Annotated in this window: 17 protein-coding genes and 1 other annotated feature; of the genes, 13 read left to right on the top strand and 4 right to left on the bottom strand. The window is 43.5% G+C overall.

Annotated elements, in window-relative coordinates; translation table 11 throughout:
- The first annotated feature begins 1 nt into the window (after position 1).
- From fabF to K7G97_RS11525, 3 genes are all read left to right on the top strand, one after another.
- A complete protein-coding gene (fabF, locus tag K7G97_RS11535; protein WP_133207561.1) occupies positions 2–1,240 on the top strand; it encodes a beta-ketoacyl-ACP synthase II in 1,239 nt (412 codons plus the stop codon).
- A 96-nt stretch (positions 1,241–1,336) separates the two neighbouring features.
- Positions 1,337–2,893, top strand: coding sequence for a peptide ABC transporter substrate-binding protein (locus tag K7G97_RS11530; protein ID WP_223040626.1), 1,557 nt, complete (start codon positions 1,337–1,339; stop codon positions 2,891–2,893).
- 202 nt (positions 2,894–3,095) lie between these two features.
- A complete protein-coding gene (locus K7G97_RS11525; protein WP_223040625.1) occupies positions 3,096–4,739 on the top strand; it encodes a peptide ABC transporter substrate-binding protein in 1,644 nt (547 codons plus the stop codon).
- 97 nt (positions 4,740–4,836) lie between these two features.
- Here the strand turns inward: K7G97_RS11525 and trpS are convergent, their stop codons facing one another.
- Positions 4,837–5,838 (bottom strand): tryptophan--tRNA ligase, encoded by a 1,002-nt coding sequence (gene trpS, locus K7G97_RS11520; protein WP_223040624.1) that lies wholly within the window; start codon positions 5,836–5,838, stop codon positions 4,837–4,839.
- 51 nt (positions 5,839–5,889) lie between these two features.
- Positions 5,890–6,095 (bottom strand) — a binding site (T-box leader).
- 56 nt (positions 6,096–6,151) lie between these two features.
- A complete protein-coding gene (locus tag K7G97_RS11515; protein ID WP_223040623.1) occupies positions 6,152–6,532 on the bottom strand; it encodes a DUF3899 domain-containing protein in 381 nt (126 codons plus the stop codon).
- A gap of 271 nt (positions 6,533–6,803) precedes the next feature.
- On the opposite strand from K7G97_RS11515, the gene K7G97_RS11510 reads away from it, so the two are divergent.
- The 5 genes from K7G97_RS11510 to K7G97_RS11490 all read left to right on the top strand — a co-directional run bounded on the left by K7G97_RS11510 (position 6,804) and on the right by K7G97_RS11490 (position 12,763).
- The gene (locus K7G97_RS11510; RefSeq protein ID WP_223040622.1) at positions 6,804–8,417 is read left to right on the top strand and encodes a peptide ABC transporter substrate-binding protein; all 1,614 of its coding nucleotides are present in this window, start codon (positions 6,804–6,806) and stop codon (positions 8,415–8,417) included.
- Between the two features lie 334 nt (positions 8,418–8,751).
- Complete coding sequence (gene opp3b / locus K7G97_RS11505) at positions 8,752–9,678, top strand: oligopeptide ABC transporter permease (RefSeq protein ID WP_058703812.1); 927 nt, start codon at positions 8,752–8,754, stop codon at positions 9,676–9,678.
- The gene (gene opp3C, locus K7G97_RS11500; protein WP_223040621.1) at positions 9,678–10,709 is read left to right on the top strand and encodes an oligopeptide ABC transporter permease; all 1,032 of its coding nucleotides are present in this window, start codon (positions 9,678–9,680) and stop codon (positions 10,707–10,709) included. The genes opp3b and opp3C overlap by 1 nt, the downstream gene beginning before the upstream one ends.
- A 27-nt stretch (positions 10,710–10,736) precedes the next feature.
- Complete coding sequence (locus K7G97_RS11495) at positions 10,737–11,810, top strand: ABC transporter ATP-binding protein (protein WP_029342201.1); 1,074 nt, start codon at positions 10,737–10,739, stop codon at positions 11,808–11,810.
- Complete coding sequence (locus K7G97_RS11490) at positions 11,810–12,763, top strand: ABC transporter ATP-binding protein (protein ID WP_223040620.1); 954 nt, start codon at positions 11,810–11,812, stop codon at positions 12,761–12,763. Before K7G97_RS11495 ends, K7G97_RS11490 begins: the two co-directional genes overlap by 1 nt.
- A 46-nt stretch (positions 12,764–12,809) precedes the next feature.
- On the opposite strand, the gene K7G97_RS11485 is transcribed toward K7G97_RS11490, so the two are convergent.
- Positions 12,810–13,343, bottom strand: coding sequence for an HD domain-containing protein (locus K7G97_RS11485; RefSeq protein WP_029342203.1), 534 nt, complete (start codon positions 13,341–13,343; stop codon positions 12,810–12,812).
- A gap of 224 nt (positions 13,344–13,567) precedes the next feature.
- Here K7G97_RS11485 and K7G97_RS11480 point away from each other — a divergent pair, with 224 nt between their 5' ends.
- From K7G97_RS11480 to mecA, 3 genes are all read left to right on the top strand, one after another.
- Complete coding sequence (locus tag K7G97_RS11480) at positions 13,568–13,705, top strand: hypothetical protein (RefSeq protein WP_023468890.1); 138 nt, start codon at positions 13,568–13,570, stop codon at positions 13,703–13,705.
- Between the two features lie 172 nt (positions 13,706–13,877).
- Positions 13,878–14,276 (top strand): transcriptional regulator SpxA, encoded by a 399-nt coding sequence (gene spxA / locus K7G97_RS11475; RefSeq protein WP_012370920.1) that lies wholly within the window; start codon positions 13,878–13,880, stop codon positions 14,274–14,276.
- A 171-nt stretch (positions 14,277–14,447) separates the two neighbouring features.
- Positions 14,448–15,074: an adaptor protein MecA gene (gene mecA / locus K7G97_RS11470; RefSeq protein WP_023468889.1), complete on the top strand. Its 627-nt coding sequence runs from the start codon at positions 14,448–14,450 to the stop codon at positions 15,072–15,074.
- 62 nt (positions 15,075–15,136) lie between these two features.
- Here mecA and K7G97_RS11465 read toward each other — a convergent pair whose 3' ends face one another.
- Complete coding sequence (locus K7G97_RS11465; protein ID WP_223040619.1) at positions 15,137–15,859, bottom strand: SDR family NAD(P)-dependent oxidoreductase; 723 nt, start codon at positions 15,857–15,859, stop codon at positions 15,137–15,139.
- 68 nt (positions 15,860–15,927) lie between these two features.
- On the opposite strand from K7G97_RS11465, the gene cls reads away from it, so the two are divergent.
- Together cls and K7G97_RS11455 are read left to right on the top strand one after the other, a co-directional pair.
- Positions 15,928–17,439: a cardiolipin synthase gene (gene cls / locus K7G97_RS11460; RefSeq protein WP_223040618.1), complete on the top strand. Its 1,512-nt coding sequence runs from the start codon at positions 15,928–15,930 to the stop codon at positions 17,437–17,439.
- Between the two features lie 18 nt (positions 17,440–17,457).
- Positions 17,458–18,408: a competence protein CoiA family protein gene (locus K7G97_RS11455; protein WP_223040617.1), complete on the top strand. Its 951-nt coding sequence runs from the start codon at positions 17,458–17,460 to the stop codon at positions 18,406–18,408.
- Positions 18,409–18,417: the final 9 nt, after the last annotated feature.

Below are 18,417 nucleotides of genomic sequence, written 5' to 3'. Positions count from 1 at the left end.
GATGATGAGAAAACGCGTTGTAGTCACAGGAATCGGAGCACTGACACCGATCGGGAATGATGCCAATACATTCTGGGAAGCATTAAAAGAAGGAACGAACGGAATTCGTCCGATGGAGCGTCTCGATATCGATGAGTATCCGACGAAGGTCACTGGCGAATTACAAAACTTTGACGTGACAGAATTCATCGAGGCAAAAGAAGCACGCAAGATGGACCGTTTCGTCCATTACTCACTTGTCGCAAGCATGGAAGCTGTAAAAGATGCTGGAATTGATATCAAGTCGATTGCTGAACGTGCAGGTGTCTGGATTGGATCAGGAATCGGTGGCGTAGAGACAATCGAGAAACAAGCGAAGATTTACTTCGAGCGTGGACACCGTCGTGTCAGCCCGTTCTTCATTCCGATGATGATTCCGAACATGGCAAGCGGTCAGGTATCGATCTATACCGGAGCCAAGGGACCGAATAACTGTTCTGTCACAGCATGTGCTTCAGGAACGAATGCCATCGGGGAAGCACTTCGTGTCATCGAACGGGGCGATGCAGATGTCATGATCGCTGGTGGAGCGGAAGCGCCAATCACGAACTTAGCGTTTGCTGGTTTTTGTTCCAACAAAGCGATGTCAACGAATCATGATCCTGAGACAGCAAGCCGTCCGTTTGACGAAGGGCGTGATGGATTCGTCATGGGAGAAGGAGCAGGTATCTTGATTCTTGAAGAGTACGAGCATGCGGTAGCACGTGGCGCAAAAATCTATGCCGAAGTCAGTGGGTATGGATTAACAGCTGACGCCTACCACATTACGGCTCCAGATCCAGATGGAGACGGTGGAGCGCGTGCGATGGCAATGGCAATCCAAGATGCAGGTATCGCACCAGAAGCAGTCGGATACATCAATGCACACGGAACGAGCACACCGATGAACGACATTCTTGAAACAAAAGCGATCCACAGTGTTTTCGGTGAACAGGCAAAACAACTCGTCGTCAACTCGACGAAATCGATGATTGGTCACTTACTTGGTGGCGCTGGTGGCGTCGAGGCGATTGCAACCATCAAATCGTTACAAGAACAAACCGTTCACCCGACGATTCATCTCAAACAGCCGAGTGAAGGCTGTGATCTCGACTACGTGACGGAAGGTGCACGGAGCGTCGAATTAAATTACGCCCTGAGCAACTCGCTCGGGTTCGGTGGACACAACGCATCACTCGTCTTCAAACGTTACGAAGCTTAAGCTTAAGCGATTCCCTTGGAAAACGAGGGGGTCGCTTTTTTGCTGATTTTCTGATTCAATAGAGAAATGCGTGTTTGACGCAGAAAGGAGTCGTTTATGACTAACATCACAAGAAAAACATCAATCCTGATACTGATCCTATTTTTATTGATTGGTCTCAGTGGTACGCTCATATATCGTCTATCATCATCTCAAAAGACGAAAACAGATCAGGAAACCCAAGCAGTGAAGGTTGAATTAATTGAAGCATCACTCCCGAAGACATCCGATATTGCATTAGCGACGGATAGCCGTTCTCAGACACTGTTAGCACAACTGTATGAAGGATTATATGTCTTTACTTCTGGGACATCCGTCCGTAGAGGATTGGCACAGGATATGTCAGTCTCAAAAGATCGTCTGATGTATACGATTCAACTCAAACAAACGAAAAATGCGCAGGGTCAGCCGATCACGGCACAAGACTTTGTCGATAGTTTCCGACGTGTCGCAGCTAATAAAACGAATTCTCCTTATGGTTTTTTATTTGAAGTGTTTGAAAATGGACGTGCCGTCAATGACGGAAAAATGAAGCCAGAGCGTTTAGGTGTAAAGGCGAAAGGACATGATCAACTTGTCATCACGCTGAATCAGCCGGTTTCGAATCTAAAAGAATTACTCGCGATGTCCGTCTTTTATCCCCAACCAGAATCCAAGAAGTGGCAAGACCTTACGGGTAATGGTGCGTTTACACTAGAACAGATGTCTAAAAACGGATACACGCTTAAGAAAAACAACCAGTATCATCAACAAAATGTTGTCACAGTCGAGGAAGTTAAAAGTCGCATCATCTCTGATCATCAGACGCAATGGAATACGTATGAAAACAGTAAAGCAGCGATTCTTCCGTTACAAGAGAGTGTTGAGACACAAGAAGATCAAGTCTCTCGCCCAACCTATCAAAAAAAGCGGAGCGGCGTCTTTTATATCGCATTTAATCAAAAAAATGAAGCCTTTCGCGAAAAGACACTCCGAAAACGGATTGCTTACGCCTTGATGGAAAAAGAGTCGGTTCAACTTCCTTTAGGATATGCAGGTATTCCGACGAATCGATTCGTCGTCACCGATACGAATGTATTAATGACAGAACCGGTACAAGTAAAAAAAGAAAATGGTAAACAACAGAAGAAACAACGAATCGAGATGCTGAACTTCGAGGACCCACAGGCGAAGCGGATTGGCCAACAACTTGAGACGTATCTTGAGAGACAGTTACCTGATATTGATATCGTTCTTAAACCAGTTGGGATTGAAGAGAAGATCGATAAAGAACAGTCGGCTCAGTATGCGATGACGTTAACGGGATGGATGCCGGATTATCCAGGTCCACTTGCATATTTGAACCAGTTCGTCTCAGATAATCCGTTGAATTCCGTAAACTATCAATCCGACACGTACGATCAAATGATCGAAAAAGCACGACAGGTACGAGATATGAAGAAAAAACAAGCATTGTATCATCAAGCTGAAAGTCAGTTGATCAATCAAGATGCCGTCATCGTTCCTTTGTATCAGACGACAGAGAAATTATATGTTTCTGATACGATTCAAGGAATCGAAGTACCGATTTATGGACCGGAATACCTACTTCGTGCAATGAAAATTCTAAAATAATCACTGAGCTGGGACCATTTTTTCGTGAGGTCCCAGTCTTTTTTGAAAAAATATTTAGAAAAATCGGATAAAAGGTTTGCAAAATTATCAGAACATTGTAAACTATTTGTAACGAAGGGTTTGATTCGAATATAGTAATTCTTTTTTTTTCGGTCAAAAACCTGACAGTATCATTTTAGAAACCTAGGGGGGTCATCGTAACATGAAGAAGAAAAGTTTTGCTTTAGCTACATCGGTAGCTCTCGTATCAAGTGCGTTCCTCGCAGCTTGTTCGACAACGGATTCAGGCGACAAATCGGGCGACACAGGTTCAGACAAAAAATCTAGTGATCAAACACTTAACTTGATCGAAGGTTCGGATATCCCGACACTTAACCCGACGACTTCAACAGACTCGGTTTCATTCAACGTGTTGAACAACACGATGGAAGGTCTTTACCGTCTTGATGACAAACAGCAACCAACACCAGGTATCGCTGAAAGTCATACAGTATCAAAAGACAAAAAGACATACACGTTTAAATTACGTGATGCGAAATGGTCTGACGGTACACCAATCACAGCTAAAGACTTTGAATATGCATGGAAAGAAGTTCTCAACCCAGAGAACGCTTCACAGTATGCATATGTCTTCTATAACATCGTAGGTGCAGAAGAGTACAACACGAAAAAAGGTGATCGTGATGCTGTCGGCGTTAAAGCAGTCGACGACAAAACGTTCGAAGTTAAGTTAAAAGCACCTGCAGATTACTTCCTCGGACTCACTGGATTCGGTCCATTCATGCCGAAATCAGAAGAACTCTCGAAGAAAATCGGAAAAGACTTCGGTTCGACTGCAGACAAGTCGCTCTACAACGGACCATTCAAATTAACAGAGTGGACACGTGAGCAAGGCTGGAAAATGGTCAAAAACGATAACTACTGGGATAAAGATGCCGTTAAACTGAAAACGATCAACGTTAAGGTCGTTAAAGAAGTTGCAACTGGTGTTAACCTTTACGAAAAAGGTGACATCGATCGCACAGGTTTAACATCTGAGTTCGTTGCCCAGTTCAAAGATAATAAAGAATTCAAAACAAAAGGTGAATCAACAATCTTCTACCTCTACCTCAACACGAAGGTAAAAGCGCTTGATAACGAAAAAATCCGTCGCGCAATCGACATGGGTTACGATAAAAAAGGAATCACGGATGTCATCCTCGCAAACGGATCACTTCCAGCGAACTATCTCGTACCAAAAGATTTCGCGAAAGATGCTGACGGGAAAGATTTCCGCGACAAGTATCCTGGATTCAACGAATACAATGCAGACGAAGCGAAAAAACTCTGGGAAGAGGGCTTAAAGGAAATCGGTCAAAAATCGGTTGATCTTGAACTCTTGAACTACGATAGCGATGATTCGAAAAAAATCGGTGAGTTCTTGAAAGGTGAACTTGAGAAAAACCTTCCAGGTATGAAGGTCACAATCAAACAACAACCATTCAAAAACAAACTTGATCTTGAAAACAAAGGGGACTTCCAATTCTCGCTCGCGGGCTGGGGACCTGACTACCAAGATCCGATGACATTCCTCGATCTCTTCTTGACAGACGGACCATACAACCGTGGTAAGTGGTCAAATGAAGAGTATGATAAACTCATCAAAGATGCTCAAACACAAACAGATGCAACGAAACGTTGGTCTGAATTGCAAGAAGCTGAGAAAATTCTTCTCGAATCTGCAGCGATCTCACCTGTTTATCAGCGTGGACGTGCATTCCTCGTTAAACCATACGTCAAAGGTGTCGTCGAGCATAACTTCGGCGCAGACTTCTCGTACAAATGGGCTTCGATCGAAGGTAAATAAGCAAAATAAAAACTACTTCCGATTTCATTCGGAAGTAGTTTTTTGTTTGGAGATATCAAAAAAGACCGGAGCATTCCGATCTCTTTTGGAGGAGGACTTATTTTTTTACTTTCGCACGCTTCCGTTGTAAGCCCATTGCCTTTTCAATCTTCGCAAGTTTTTTTGCGGCGACTGCTTCTGCGCGGTCACGTCCAGCGTCGAGAATTTGATCAAGCTCTTCTGAGTCAATCAATTCATAGTAGCGCTGTTGAATCGGTTCGAGTTCCGCAATGATTGCTTCTGCAACGTCTGCTTTGAATGTTCCATAATTTGAGCCTTCGTATTTTGCTTCAAGATCTGGAATCGAGATGCCAGCGAGTAGGGAGTAGATCTCAAGCAAATTCGACACACCTGGTTTGTTTTCGCGATCGAATTTGACAATACCTTCCGAGTCCGTGACGGCAGATTTCACTTTTTTACGAATGACATCTGGTGCGTCAAGCATCGAGATGAAGCCTTTTGGATTCTGATCAGATTTTGACATCTTTTTGTCTGGCGTCGTCAGGCTCATGATCCGAGCACCAGATTCAGCGATGATTGGTTCTGGTAATGTGAACGTCTCATAATAGCGGCTATTAAAACGTTGCGCTAGATCACGCGTCAACTCAATATGTTGTTTTTGGTCATCACCGACCGGAACGAGTTCCGCATCATAGAGTAGGATATCAGCTGCCATGAGTGTTGGGTAGACGAACAACCCTGCTCCAATCCGCTCTTTTCCTTGTGATTTATCTTTATACTGTGTCATACGCTCCAGTTCACCCATCCCGGAGAGACACGTCAACATCCAGCCGAGCTGCGCATGCGCTTTGACTTCTGATTGAACGAAGATCGTTGATTTTTCTGGGTTCAGACCACTTGCGATATAAAGTGCAGCAAGGGCGCGTGTATTGTTCATCAGTTCGACACGATCGATATCGACCGTGATCGAGTGCAAGTCGACGACGCAATAATACGCGTCATGACCATCCTGTAAGTTCACGAAGTGTTTCATCGCACCTAAGTAATTTCCGAGTGTCACTGTTCCTGTTGGTTTGATACCTGAGAAAATCGTTTTCATAATGAAATCCCTCCAAATAATAAAATCAAAATAAAAAACGCCCCTTGAAAATCAAGGGACGATTCATCGCGTTGCCACCCAAGTTGCTATCTATATAGCCGCTCAATTTGCTGTAATGGGCACACCCATCTGACTCTACTTGATTCGAATCAGCCACTCGAAAGTCCATTCACGTAGGCATCACCTGTCCATTTCCAGCACCATGGACTCTCTGAAAGGGATGTACCTAAGTTACTACTCTTTGTCGTCGTGTTTTCTTGTTTAATTCACTTAAGTTTACCATACGATAGAAGGCACGTCACGGTGATTTCGATTAAAAGTAAGAGATGATCAGCGATACGATGATGAAGATAATACCGCTAGAAATATAGGGTTTCGTTCGGGCAGAAGCCCGGTTTTGCTTTTTACGGAGGACTTCTTCCTCTTCGTCATCATCTTCGTAGTAATCGCCATCAATCTCTCGAAGCTTCGCTTCTCGTTGTTTTTTAAATCCGGCTGTCATGCCACGGAAGAAGCCGTTAGCCGACATGTTGGAAAAGAATCCGATTGCCATAAGCAAAAAGCCTCCAATGAATAATCCACCAGATAGATGATACAAAATCCCGTGCGTCGAATCGGTGATAGTCGCCCATACCGTATAAAGTAAGACTAAAATGACCGCAATGATGACCGGTCGGAAATAGGTCGATCGCATGAAAATCCCCCTTAAATGCATTGATAACCTTAGTATACGAAATTTTTAATCCTGTTACGAATCGGTAACAAACGAATGATGCAAAATAGCAAATAGTGTGACTATTTACTTGACGTTAATGCTATTCTCACATAAAATCAATTTATCACTTCGTTTAAGTTTTTGAAACTAGGTCAATGCATTTTGGGGAATACATTGCAGTTTCGACGGGACGTTATTGATGTCATAGGCATTATGGCAACTTGGAAATTGAAAAGGAGATGACTTACCGATGAAGAAAAAAACAGTCGGTCTCGCATTATCAGTCATGCTTGCAGGAAGCGCAGTGCTTGCTGGATGTTCGACAGGTGGCGGAGACAGTGATTCAGGTTCTACAGACGGAAAGAAAAATCTACGCTTAACAGACTCTTCGGATATCACGACAGTGGATCCGGCGAAAGCTACGGATTCTGTCGCTTTCAACATGATCGGGAACACGATGGAAGGTCTTTACCGTCTCGATAAAGACGGCAAAGCGATTCCAGCACTTGCAGAAAAAACAGATATCTCAAGTGATAACTTGACGTATACGTTCACACTTCGTGATTCAAAATGGTCTGATGGTTCACCCGTCAAAGCACAAGATTTCGAATTCGCTTGGAAACGTGCTGCTGATCCGAAAACAGCATCTAGTTACTCGTACATCTTTGACACGTTAAAAAACGGCGCTGATGTTACACAAGGTAAAAAAGCTGTCGACGAACTCGGTGTTAAAGCACTTGACGACAAAACGTTAGAAGTCAAACTTGAGCGTCCAGCGCCGTATTTCCTCTCACTGACATCGTTTGGTACGTACTCACCAATCAGTGAAGACTTCTACAAAAAGAATGAAAAAGACTTCTCGCTTAAACCAGATAAATTACTCTATAACGGTCCTTTCGTTTGGGAATCTTGGAAAACGGATTCAAAACGAGTACTGAAGAAAAACGATAACTACTGGGATAAAGATGCCGTCAAACTCGACGAAGTTACGGTCAGTGTCGTCAAAGATACGTCAACAGTAGTAAACCTCTATGATTCAAATGATATCGATTACGCTGGTCTCACTTCAGAGCAAGTTGAAGCTTACAAATCAAAGCCTGAATTCAAGACAGCACTTCGTTCTTCAATCGCTTATCTGAAGTTCAATAACGAAGATGCAACGATGAAAAATGTTGATGCACGTAAAGCGATTGCTCGTGCCATCGATCCAAAAGGAATCACAGATACGCTTCTTGCGAACGGTTCGATTCCAACAACAAGCTTCATTCCGAAAGAATTCATCAAAGATGCGTCTGGTAAAGACTACACGAGCGACATCAACTGGTTCGATCGTGATGCTAAAGAAGCAGCTGATCTTTGGAAAAAAGCAAACGGCGATAAGAAAACGACGATTGAACTTCTTTCATTCGACAATGAAGATGCGAAGAAGATCAGTGAGTACATGAAAGGTCAAATCGAGAAAAATCTTCCGAACGTCACTGTTTCAATCAAACAACAACCGTTCAAGAACAAACTCGACCTTGAAACAAAAGGAGACTACCAGGTTTCTTATTCACTTTGGGGCCCGGATTACCAGGATCCAATGTCTAACCTTTCTATCTTCGAATCAACGAATAGCCAAAACGACGTCAAGTACAAGTCTGCAGCTTATGATAAATTGTTGAACGCAGCGAATGAAGAGTCTGACTTAAACAAACGTCTTGATCTCTTCAAACAAGCGGAAGCGCAATTGATTGAGAAAGATCAAGCCATCGCGCCAATCTATCAAGCAGGTTCTGCATACTTGAGCCGTCCGACGGTTAAAGATTTCAACCGTCAAGTGTTCGGAGCAGATTTCCAATACAAATACGTTGATATTAAGTAATCGAGAATGGGAGCGTCCCCTGATCAGTTCGGGTACGCTCCTGTTTTATACTACTTTTTATGAATGGAAACTCATTTTTATCGAAAATGTGAAAGTTTCGTAAAAAAGTAGTTCTAATTACTTTGTTAGCAAAGTATAATGGAATCAAACGAAAAATTCTGACTATTGGATGAAATTAGAAAAACATCCAAGCGAACATCAAATCAAAGCACAATAAAAAAAGAATTTTTAAATTTTTATGACAAAATTCTTGAATGTTCCGACAATTGTGGGTCATACTGATTTTATTGATGTTTCGAAAAAAACAGAAAATCTTTATAGGGGGTGCCATCTTATGGGCCGTTATTTAGCTCAACGCCTGGTTTACGGCGTACTGACGTTTTTACTCATCGCTTCGTTCACTTTCTTCCTGATGGATCTGCTACCAGGTTCACCGTTCCAAAACCAGGAGAAACTTTCTCCTGAACAGTTGAACATCCTTCGGGATAAGTACAACTTGAATGATCCACTGCCACAACGCTATGCAGCGTATATGGTTAACTTGTTCCAAGGAGATCTCGGTATTTCATTCAAATATGATAGCCGTCCGGTAACGGATTTAATCTCTGAACGAATTGGACCATCGGCTCAATTAGGAGTTCAAGCATTAGTACTTGGAGTATTTTTAGGACTCGTCTTAGGTGTTGTCGCGGCGCTTCGTCACAACACAGTGATCGATTACGGTGCAATGTTCGTATCGGTTATCGGAATCTCGGTACCGTCCTTCGTATTCGCCTCACTCCTTCAATACTATGTTGGCGTGAAATGGGGCGTTTTGCCAGTCGCGTTCTGGGAAAGCCCGGCGCATACCATCTTGCCGACCATATCGTTATCACTTGGGGTTACAGCCTCAATTGCTCGATTCGTCCGAACAGAGATGCTAGAAGTTACGAACCAGGATTATGTCACGTTAGCTAAAGCAAAAGGCCTAGATGGTCAGTCGATTACTTGGAAACACATGGTTCGGAACGCCTTGATTCCAGCGATCACGATTCTTGGACCAATGACAGCTGCATTGATTACAGGAACACTCGTCATTGAACGGATTTTCTCTGTACCTGGTCTTGGTGAACTCTTCGTATCATCAATCACACAAAATGACTACACAGTCATCATGGGTACGACGTTGTTCTTCTCAGCAGTCTTCATTCTCATGATTTTGATCGTCGATTTGCTGTACGGTGTCGTTGATCCACGGATCCGTTTGGGGGGTAACAAATAATGGCTGAACAAAATTCAAATGCAAAAGCAGAACAGTTTGATTCATCGCTGTTCCAACACGTTGAGTTCAATGAACAAGCAGGGGAACGCCTTGCTGGTAAAAGCTTAAACTTCTGGCAAGATGCTTGGATGCGTCTACGCAAGAACAAAGCGGCAATTCTCTCACTTGCTGTCATCATCATCATCGCAATCATGTCATTGATCGGACCCGCGTTGTCTGGTAATGACCCTTATACCCAAACAATCACACAAGCTAAACTTCCACCTAAAGTTACTGGTTTAGAGTGGGCTGGCTTTGACGGTATGGCGACACTTGGTGATACACCGATTGATTTTTATAAACAAAAACAGGTGACGGAGAACTTCTGGTTCGGAACGGACCACCTTGGTCGTGATCTTTGGTCACGTGTCTGGGAAGGAACGAAGATTTCGTTATTCATCGGTTTGATGGCAGCACTCATCGACGTTCTCGTTGGTGTCACATACGGCGGAATTTCTGCTTATTACGGTGGGCGTGTCGATAACATCATGCAACGGATTGCTGAAATTTTAACAGGTGTACCAAACTTAATTTTGATCATCTTGTTCATCTTGATTCTTGAACCAGGGATCACGACGATCATCCTTGCGATGACGATCACCGGCTGGATTGGGATGAGCCGACTTGTTCGTGGTCAAATCTTGAAACTAAAGAACCAAGAATTCGTTCTTGCAGCACGGACACTTGGTGCTTCTAGCTCACGATTGATCTTTAAACACTTGATTCCAAATACCTTGGGAACGATCATCATCTCACTTATGTTCACGATTCCAAGTGCGATCTTCTTCGAAGCGTTCTTAAGCTTCATCGGTTTAGGACTTGCACCACCACAACCGTCACTCGGTACATTGATCAACGAAGGGTACAAAGAACTCAAAACGTTCCCATTCTTGCTCGTTGTTCCATCGACGGTCATCGTACTCCTCATGGTCAGCTTCAACATGTTGGCAGATGGACTGCGTGATGCGTTCGACCCACGTTTACGACGCTAACGGAAACTAGAGAGGAGCTCATTCACAATGGAAACTATTTTATCTGTTCGCGACCTGAACGTCGCTTTCCATACGTATGCCGGGACGGTACAAGCCGTCCGCGGTGTATCGTTTGATTTGAAAAAAGGCGAGACACTCGCAATCGTTGGTGAGTCTGGTTCTGGTAAATCGGTTACTTCAAAAGCGATCATGCGTTTGATTCCAAACCCACCAGGTGAAATCACACAAGGTGAAATCTTATTTGAAGGTCGTGACCTCGTTAAGCTTTCGGATAAAGAAATGCAAAAAGTCCGCGGTCGTGATATCGCAATGATCTTCCAAGATCCGATGACATCACTTAACCCGACAATGACGATTTATAAACAAATCGCTGAAGGGTTAAAACGTCACCAAGGCTTAACAGGCGACGCAGCGAAAAAGCGTACACTCGAACTTTTGACACTCGTAGGAATTCCGAATCCAGAAGCGCGTCTGAAACAATATCCGCACCAATTATCGGGTGGGATGCGTCAACGGATCGTCATCGCAATCGCACTTGCATGTAATCCGAAAGTGTTGATTGCCGATGAGCCGACGACTGCACTCGATGTTACAATTCAAGCTCAGATCCTTGAGTTATTGAAAGACATTCAGCAAAAAACGGGTACAGCAATCATCTTCATTACGCACGACTTAGGTGTCGTAGCGAACATGGCTGACCGTGTAGCCGTCATGTATGCTGGTAAATTGATTGAAAAAGGTACAGTAGATGAGATCTTCTATGAGCCGCGTCATCCATATACTTGGGGACTACTAGGTTCAATGCCACGTCCATCGGATGACCGTTCACAAGATCTTCCTGCGATTCCAGGAACTCCACCGAACTTGATGCATCCACCAGTCGGTGATGCGTTTGCACCGCGTAACAAATACGCGATGAAGATTGATTTCGAGAAAGAACCACCTTTCTTCAAAATCTCAGATACACACGAAGCGGCGACGTGGTTGCTACATCCACAAGCTCCATACGTCGAACCACCCGCTGCAATCCGTGACTTGGCGTTAAAATACCGTCCGGACAGCGTGTTCTCAAAATCGCTTCTGAAAGGCGGTCTGAAATAATGGAAAATCGTAATAAATTACTTGAAGTAAAAAACTTGAAGCAACATTTCAATATTGGACGTGGACGCGTCGTCAAAGCGGTTGATGGACTTTCATTTGATATCTACGAAGGCGAAGTACTTGGTCTCGTTGGAGAGTCAGGCTGTGGTAAGTCAACGACTGGTCGCTCGATCATTGGTTTATACGAAGCGACAGACGGCGAAGTCATCTTCAAAGGTGAAAACGTTCATGGTAAGAAGTCACGTAAAGAAAAATTGAAATTCAACCGTGCAATGCAAATGATCTTCCAAGATCCGTATGCATCGTTAAATCCACGGATGACGGTTGGTGATATCATCGCTGAAGGAATCGATATTCATGGTTTAGCAAACTCAAAAGAAGAGCGCAATAACCGTGTATATGATTTGCTTGAGACTGTTGGTTTGACGAAAGAACACGCGAGTCGTTACCCGCACGAGTTCTCAGGTGGTCAGCGTCAACGGATTGGTATCGCACGTGCACTTGCTGTAGAGCCGGACTTCATCATTGCGGATGAGCCGATTTCAGCACTTGACGTATCGATTCAAGCCCAAGTCGTCAACTTGATGAAAAAACTGCAACGTGATCGCAGTTTGACATACTTGTTCATCGCCCACGATTTATCGATGGTTAAGTATATCTCAGACCGGATTGGTGTTATGTATCAGGGTCACCTCGTTGAATTGTGTGATGCGGATCGTCTGTATGAGAATCCTGTTCATGCTTATACGAAGTCACTTTTATCTGCGATTCCGCTTCCGGATCCAGAGCACGAGCGGACACGTAAACGGATCATCTTTGATCGTCCGACGAGTGGACCGGTTGGGAAATCGGATGAAGATTCGAGCATTCCACCACTTCGTGAAATCGAACCAGGTCACTTCGTTTCGATGACGGATGCAGAACTTGAAGCGTATCAAGCGCAACTTGTATAATCGTTAAAGCAAAAAGGCATTTCCACGTTGATCGTGGAAATGCCTTTTAATTTTCTGATGCGATACGCGGTAGATGAGCAAATCGATGGACGACTGCATCGATTGCATCAAGACGACGCATGGCTTCTTCAAAGTCAATTTTTTCGTAATGATGGAGTCCGCCCGGCTGTTCTTCCAGCGTATCCGCATCATGAACAAGTTGTTGAAGAGGTGTTCGATTGATTGCACCTGGTGGAAGATAAGAATCCGTATGCAAAAGAACAGCGAGAGCAATTTCTTTTGCACGTGCTGGTTCTTCACCAAGACGAATCAATAGTTTGTGAGCACGTTCAGCTCCTTTAATGGCATGAATATCATTTTGGCGATATAAATCATAGTTCCAAGTGCCATCGGTATACCATTCGTAATGACCGATATCATGTAAGAGTGCTGCTTTCGTAGCAGTGTCTGCATCTAAGCCGCGTTTCGTAGCAAGCGTCAGTGCGCGCTCGGCTACTGAAATCGCATGATTCAAGCCAGAACGAGATAAATATTTTTGAGCGATCGGATGATCAAGAATCGTAACGAGTGTTAATGCCATGAATGAAAAACTCCTTTCTGAGCGTTGATATTTCTATACACTCTACAGAAATTTGAAAGAAATTGCAACTGTTTTTCATTCCTCAATCGACAATCTCACATATTTAATTGCTTAAAGTAGGAATAGATTTTTGAGATACGTGGTATACTTACTAATGTAGAAGATGATTATTTTGCTTTCGTATGGTTGTTAGTTCTGTTTCGGGCCGATTGGGGTGTCGGAATATGAAAGAACGTGACAAGAAGAAAAAGCTGAAGAAGCGCCTTTTGCGGGATATTTTAGAGAAAAAACTGAAAGAAATGAAACTTCCTAAAGCAAAAGAGACGATTTCTCAGCCATTTGATCACACGCCAGCTTGTTAAAGCCACGTGGTGGCTTTAACAAGCTTTTTTACGAAAAGTTCTTTCATCTTTATAAAAAAGCTAGGTTTTCTGCTTTATTAGATGTAAACTGTCAAGTAATAGAACCATCATCAATATCTGCTTATTCACATAGATATTGAATGATGTTAAATCAGGGGGAGGATGTTTTTCAATGGTAACACTCTATACTTCACCAAGTTGTACTTCTTGTCGGAAAGCACGCGCGTGGCTTGAAGAACATGAAATCCCGTTCGTTGAACGTAATATCTTTTCAGAACCATTATCGCTCGATGAAATCAAACAGATTCTTCGCATGACGGAAGATGGAACGGACGAGATCATTTCAACACGTTCAAAAGTCTTCTCGAAACTCGATGTTTCCGTTGAAAACTTATCGTTGCAGCATCTATACGATTTGATTCAAGAATATCCGGGATTATTGCGTCGCCCAATCTTGATTGATGAAAAACGCCTTCAAGTGGGATACAACGAGGATGAAATCCGTCGATTCTTACCGCGCAAGGTGCGTACATTCCAACTTTTGGAAGCGCAGCGTCTTGTCAACGAGTAATTTTAAAAAGCACGCTGCTTCGTGAGCAGTGTGCTTTTTGTTACCGATAAAAAAGGTTAAAATAAAGATAACAAAGGAATAGAAATATATCCTTCGGATTCAAAACTATGAATCCAAGTTATGTCCTCGTTCGTATTCTAGATAAGGAACGAGAAGAAAGGAGTGGACAGTTTGAAAATCGAACGCGTCAATGACAATACGGTCAAGTTCTTCATCACGTACACCGACATCGAACGCCGTGGTTTTGCCCGAGATGAGATTTGGTATAACCGGGAACGGGGAGAACAGTTATTCTGGCAGATGATGGACGAAGCGAATGAAAAAGAGTCCATCTCCTTCGAAGGTCCACTATGGATACAAGTGCAAGCATTTGAAAAAGGTCTTGAAGTCACTGTAACGATCGCGAAAAATGCAGTTGATGGTGAGCAAGTCGATGAAGACGAACTCGATTCACTTTTACGATCAGCGATGTCTGAGACAGAAGATAAAGATACAGAGTTAAGCCAAGATGTTTTATTTGAAACTCGCGATTTCGAACATATCATCGCGCTCAGCCAATATGCGAATGCTCCTGTATTCGCAGAACTTGAAACAGCGCTTTATCAAAAAGATGGACTCTATTTACTGCATGTTCATTTCGAAGATGATGTGAACGTAGAAGCGCAAGAAAACGTCATGAGTTTAATCGCAGAGTATCTCCAGTTCAGCGAACAAACGATACATCCTGTAGCTGAATACGGGAAACAAATCATTGCTTCAGATGTCTTTCCGTTCATTCGGAAACATTTTCCGAACTAAGGTCAGAAAAAGTGCGAGGAAAAGGAGGATCACATATCGTGATACCTCCTTTTGTTCTGGTATTAAGTGAGGGTATAGCCTCCATCTACGATGAGCGCTTGACCGTTGATGTAACTCGCTTTGTTTGATAGTAAGAAACAAACGACCTCAGCGATTTCAGAAGGTTGTGCAGGCTCACCTCGAAGGTGATGTTTCATTGCGAGGTCAAATTTATCTTTCCCGCCATATAAGGCATGACTGAGCGCTGTATCGACTGGTCCCGGGCAAATAGCATTAAATCGGTACTTACCATGGAAGCGGGCGGCGTATGTCTTTGTTAGCGTCAGTAAAGCACTCTTAGACGACGCGTAAGGCAGTAGCATTGCTGGAAACTTAACATGACCTACGATGGCGCTATTATTGACGATGGAAGCACCTTTTGAAAAGCGTTTTGTCGCAAGCTGGATGATTCGTTCGGGTGCGTGATAGTTCACTTGAAACACTTCTTTTTGTTGATCGGAGACACGTTCAGGTGCGACGGGTTTACCGAAAGTACCTGCATTGTTGAAAATACCATCGATTTCTGGGAAATCTTCTTGTGTTTCTTCAAAGAACGCATCGATTGCAGAGGAATCAGTTAAGTCGACAGGGAAGAAATATAAACGTCCTTCTCCATCTGCTTCAAGTGAGGATCCTTTTTCTTCATTACGACCAATCGCAAGGACAGTATGTCCCTCCCGGATGAGTTGAAGGGCAGTTGCCTCACCAATTCCACTTGTTGCACCAGTAATGATATACGTACCCATTTAAACGCTTCCTTTCTGTCATCAGTTTAAATACGATTTGTACTACTTACATAAAAGGAGGGGGATTCATGCTACGACGTGTACAACTTCTCATGACCCTCATCTTGACCATCGGCTTGATTGCCTTTTTATCCTACTATTGGAGTGTCTATATGGTAGGTTGGCTGTCCATCGTCATCATCTTGGTCGTCATGAGCGTGTTTGTCATCATTCTACTCGAAAATCGAAACCCAGAACGAACGCTCGTCTGGGCACTTGTCATGATGGCATTGCCTGTCGTTGGCGTATTCGTGTATTTCACATTCGGTCAGAACTACCGCCGAAAACGAATGTTTCGACTGAAGGCAATGCTTGATGAAGAGTCTTACATTAAGTATCGTACCCAGTTTAAGGCAGGGGTACACCAATCAGTGTTCCAAGAAGGGCGTTATGGAAAAGTTGTGACACTTATCGATTCAATCAGTCGCCTTCCGATTTCGTATAATACACATACAAGAATCTTGACGAATGGTCAGGAAAAATTTCCGATTCTTTTAGAAGAGATTCGTCAAGCACAGCATCATATTCATTTGGAGTACTATATCGTACGCGATGATCAACTTGCGCTTCAGTTACAGGAAGCATTGATTGAAAAGGCTGAGCAAGGAATCGAGGTCCGCTTTCTTTATGATGCCGTTGGATGTTTTTCGACGGATAAACATTATTTCAAGAAGATGCAGGCGGCTGGCGTTGAGGTTCGCGCGTTTTTCCCCGTCGTCTTACCGTTTATTTCGAGTAAATCGAACTACCGAAATCATCGGAAAATCGTCGTCATCGATGGAACGGTTGCTTTTACAGGCGGAATCAACATTGGTGACGAGTATATCGGTCGCGATCAACATTTTGGTTTTTGGCGTGATACGCATCTTCTCGTAAGAGGAGAGGCTGTCTCTGAACTCCAACTGATTTTTCTCCAAGACTGGTATTACATGACAGGAGAACGGCTGTTTACACCGTTTTACATGGAGCCGCTTGAGTACGTTGAAGGAGCAACAGGGGGTGTTCAAATCATTGCGAGCGGTCCTGATGAGCCACATGAGGCAATGAAATCACTTTACTTCGGGCTCATCACGGAAGCGCGTGAATCAGTCTATATTGCTTCCCCGTATTTGATACCGGACGAAGACCTCATGACAGCACTGAAGACAGCTGCTATGGCTGGGATTGATGTTCGTATTCTGCTACCGAGCTTTCCAGACCATAAAATCGTATTTTATGCGAGCCGTTCATATTTTGATGACTTGCTACGAGCTGGTGTGAAAATTTACGAGTACAATAAAGGGTTCATGCACTCGAAAGTCATCGTTGTGGACGACGCCATCGCAACGATTGGGACAGCGAACATGGATTTACGTAGTTTTCATTTGAATTTCGAAGTGAATGCTTTCTTATATGGAACGAACTCTGTCCATGAACTAACACGTGATTTTTATGAAGATTTTAGCCATTCGACACAAGTTGATGCTGATATGTTCCATCGACGTCCATTACGCCGTCGATTGATTGAATCGATTTCACGTTTATTCTCACCGTTACTCTAGCAAAAGGGGACGATTCAGATGTTTGAAGCCATTGATGCTTCTGGTAAACGCATCATGATTCACAGATTTCCCATCCATGAATTAAAAGCGATGTCCTTACGTTGTCCGTATTGCCTGAAGCCCTTGCGCGTCAGGCAAGGGCGACGACCACATTTTGCACATATCTCAGCTTGTACAGGAGAAAGTAGTGTGCATATGTCCTGGAAAAAGCGCATTGCCGATTCTTTAATAAACGCAGGTATCCAAGTCGAAATTGAATGGACGACTGGAGAGAGACGTTTTGACCTGTGGATACCGGAACAGAAACTTGGAATTGAGATTCAACGTTCTCCGATGTCGGCAGAGGAATGGATTAGACGAGCCTTACTTGATGCGAAACAAGAACAAACGGTTCGGTGGATCGGATTTCATCCTTCACATGGTGTCACGTTGCGATTGCAGGGTTGGATGCGACAAGCATTTTTACAAAATGATTATTTGGATCTGATCGTCGAGAATCAAATCCGGAGATTTCGACATCCAGTTCCTTTTGCAAAACACCATGTCTATTGCACGGTTCAATCGCTCTCGTTATCTGATTTCCTCTCGACAGAGCCTTCATCATTTCCTCGGAAATTTTCAATCGCTCGATGGCAAGGGATCGTTCATCGCTACCGGCGACGTCCTTTTTATCCTTCATTACCTCCACGCATTCTCAAGACCCCACTGTATCAAGCAGGTTTCCATCTGCAGAACCTTCCCTCTTTTGCCTTTCTTCCGATCACACGCCTATTATTTCTCCCCGTCCATCCCTTTGAATTTCAAATCGCAGTCTTTTTAAAGCTAAAAGGGAGGTACACTTCAATCCGTCTAGAACATGCCATAAATCAACTGCTTCACCAATTGAATCTATCGATTGAAAGAGATTTGATTGATGCTCTCGTCAGAGAATGGATGGAACGGATTGAGGAGGCGAATAAGCTGTTTTAGCAGGAGCAC

It is taken from the genome of Exiguobacterium acetylicum (assembly GCF_019890935.1).
In the GTDB taxonomy this organism is placed as follows: domain Bacteria; phylum Bacillota; class Bacilli; order Exiguobacteriales; family Exiguobacteriaceae; genus Exiguobacterium_A; species Exiguobacterium_A abrahamii.
The sequence above is the reverse complement of the archived record's forward strand: the minus strand, read 5'-3'. Positions and strand labels throughout refer to the sequence as shown.

What these genes read in the sequence shown, in the direction of transcription:
- fabF (WP_133207561.1), top strand. Translation starts at nt 2, where the DNA reads ATGATGAGAAAACGCGTTGTAGTCACAGGAATCGGAGCACTGACACCG.
- K7G97_RS11530 (WP_223040626.1), top strand. Translation starts at nt 1,337, where the DNA reads ATGACTAACATCACAAGAAAAACATCAATCCTGATACTGATCCTATTT.
- K7G97_RS11525 (WP_223040625.1), top strand. Translation starts at nt 3,096, where the DNA reads ATGAAGAAGAAAAGTTTTGCTTTAGCTACATCGGTAGCTCTCGTATCA.
- trpS (WP_223040624.1), bottom strand. Translation starts at nt 5,838, where the DNA reads ATGAAAACGATTTTCTCAGGTATCAAACCAACAGGAACAGTGACACTC.
- K7G97_RS11515 (WP_223040623.1), bottom strand. Translation starts at nt 6,532, where the DNA reads ATGCGATCGACCTATTTCCGACCGGTCATCATTGCGGTCATTTTAGTC.
- K7G97_RS11510 (WP_223040622.1), top strand. Translation starts at nt 6,804, where the DNA reads ATGAAGAAAAAAACAGTCGGTCTCGCATTATCAGTCATGCTTGCAGGA.
- opp3b (WP_058703812.1), top strand. Translation starts at nt 8,752, where the DNA reads ATGGGCCGTTATTTAGCTCAACGCCTGGTTTACGGCGTACTGACGTTT.
- opp3C (WP_223040621.1), top strand. Translation starts at nt 9,678, where the DNA reads ATGGCTGAACAAAATTCAAATGCAAAAGCAGAACAGTTTGATTCATCG.
- K7G97_RS11495 (WP_029342201.1), top strand. Translation starts at nt 10,737, where the DNA reads ATGGAAACTATTTTATCTGTTCGCGACCTGAACGTCGCTTTCCATACG.
- K7G97_RS11490 (WP_223040620.1), top strand. Translation starts at nt 11,810, where the DNA reads ATGGAAAATCGTAATAAATTACTTGAAGTAAAAAACTTGAAGCAACAT.
- K7G97_RS11485 (WP_029342203.1), bottom strand. Translation starts at nt 13,343, where the DNA reads ATGGCATTAACACTCGTTACGATTCTTGATCATCCGATCGCTCAAAAA.
- K7G97_RS11480 (WP_023468890.1), top strand. Translation starts at nt 13,568, where the DNA reads ATGAAAGAACGTGACAAGAAGAAAAAGCTGAAGAAGCGCCTTTTGCGG.
- spxA (WP_012370920.1), top strand. Translation starts at nt 13,878, where the DNA reads ATGGTAACACTCTATACTTCACCAAGTTGTACTTCTTGTCGGAAAGCA.
- K7G97_RS11465 (WP_223040619.1), bottom strand. Translation starts at nt 15,859, where the DNA reads ATGGGTACGTATATCATTACTGGTGCAACAAGTGGAATTGGTGAGGCA.
- cls (WP_223040618.1), top strand. Translation starts at nt 15,928, where the DNA reads ATGCTACGACGTGTACAACTTCTCATGACCCTCATCTTGACCATCGGC.
- K7G97_RS11455 (WP_223040617.1), top strand. Translation starts at nt 17,458, where the DNA reads ATGTTTGAAGCCATTGATGCTTCTGGTAAACGCATCATGATTCACAGA.